A 1495-nucleotide genomic window follows, 5' to 3' on the forward strand; every position below is an offset into this window, starting at 1 on the left:
GCTAATGGGAGCTACCGGGTCGGCTGATCGGGCAGACTCGGTGCCTGGTAGCCGCTGGTGAGCGAGCACTTCCTTCCGCTGGACCATCGTGAGTCCTGGGGTCAGACCGTGCCCTCACCAGTGGTCAGGGGTCTTGATCACTGATGGGATGTCGTGCCCGCCCTGGTGGCGTGAGTACTGGTCCATTAGCACGCCGACTGGCTCCTGCTGGCTGCTTGATCATGTAGTCGAGGGGTTGGGGGATCGCGTGCTGTTCGTCGGTGATGACTGGGCCGAGGACCACCATGATGTGGAGGTGCAGGACGAGCAGGGCCGGGCGGTCAAGCGGGCCCGTCTGCCCGAGGGCGCTGCCGGGGTGGCCCGGTTCCACGAGTTGGTCGCCTCGTTCCTGCCTGAGGACGCCGAGCCGGCCGAGGTGCTGGTGTGTATCGAGACCGACCGGGGGCCGTGGGTGCGGGCGCTGGTCGCGGCCGGATACCGGGTGTTCGGGGTGAACCCCAAGCAGGCCGCCCGGCACCGCGAGGTGATGGGCAACTCCGGCGCCAAGAGCGACAAGGCCGACGCGCACGCGCTGGCCGACATGGTCCGCACCCGCCGCCACCAGCTCCGCGAGGTCGCCGGCGACTCCGACGAGGCCGAGGCGATCAAGGTCGTCGCCCGCGCGCATCAGACGATGATCTGGGAACGGACCCGCCACATGCTGCGGATGCGCTCGGCGCTGCGGGACTACTTCCCCGCCGCGCTCACGGCCTACAAGGCTCTCGGCCTCACCAGCACGGCCGTGCTCGTCCTGCTGGCCAAGGCCCCCACCCCGCAGTCCGCGGCGAGGCTGACCGTCAACCAGATCACCGCGGCGCTCAAGGGGCACCGCGACAAGCCCGCCAAGGCCGCTGCGATCCAGGCCGAACTCCGCGCCGAGCACCTCGGGCAAAGCGACCTGGTCGCTTCCGCTTACGCGGCCACCGTGTCGGCGACCGTCGCGGTCCTGCAGACCCTCAACACCCAGATCAACGCCCTCGAACGGCAGGTCGAGGCCCATTTTGGCCGGCACCCGGACGCTGAGATCCTCCTCAGCCAGCCCGGCATCGGCGCCATCCTCGGCGCCCGGGTGCTCGCGGAGTTCGGCGACGCGAAAGACCGCTACGCCAGTGCCAAGGCACGCAAGAACTATGCCGGGACCTCACCGATCACCCGGCAATCCGGCAAGTCCAAGACCGTCCACGCCCGGTTCATCCACAACGACCGGCTCATCGACGCCCTCCACATGCAGGCCGGCGCCGCGATCCTGCACGACCCGGCCGTCCGCGCCTACTACGACCAGCTCAAAGCCCGCGACGTCAGCCACAACGCCGCCCTCCGCCAGGTCGGCAACCGCCTGGTCGGCATCCTCCATGGATGCCTGAAAACCCACACCACCTACGACCAAGCAACCGCATGGTCACACCGGCAACACGACCTCGCCGCTTGACATTCCGGCTCCAGGGATGTCTGACCC

Annotated in this window: 1 protein-coding gene; it reads left to right on the forward strand. The window is 68.8% G+C overall.

Going from position 1 to position 1495, the window contains the following annotated elements; translation table 11 throughout:
• The first annotated feature begins 247 nt into the window (after nucleotides 1–247).
• Entirely contained in the window at nucleotides 248–1468 is a 1221-nt protein-coding gene (locus AB0M95_RS40985) for an IS110 family transposase (protein ID WP_363777194.1), read from the forward strand.
• Nucleotides 1469–1495: the final 27 nt, after the last annotated feature.

The organism is Sphaerisporangium sp. NPDC051017, assembly GCF_040683095.1.
Taxonomy (GTDB): Bacteria; Actinomycetota; Actinomycetes; order Streptosporangiales; family Streptosporangiaceae; genus Sphaerisporangium.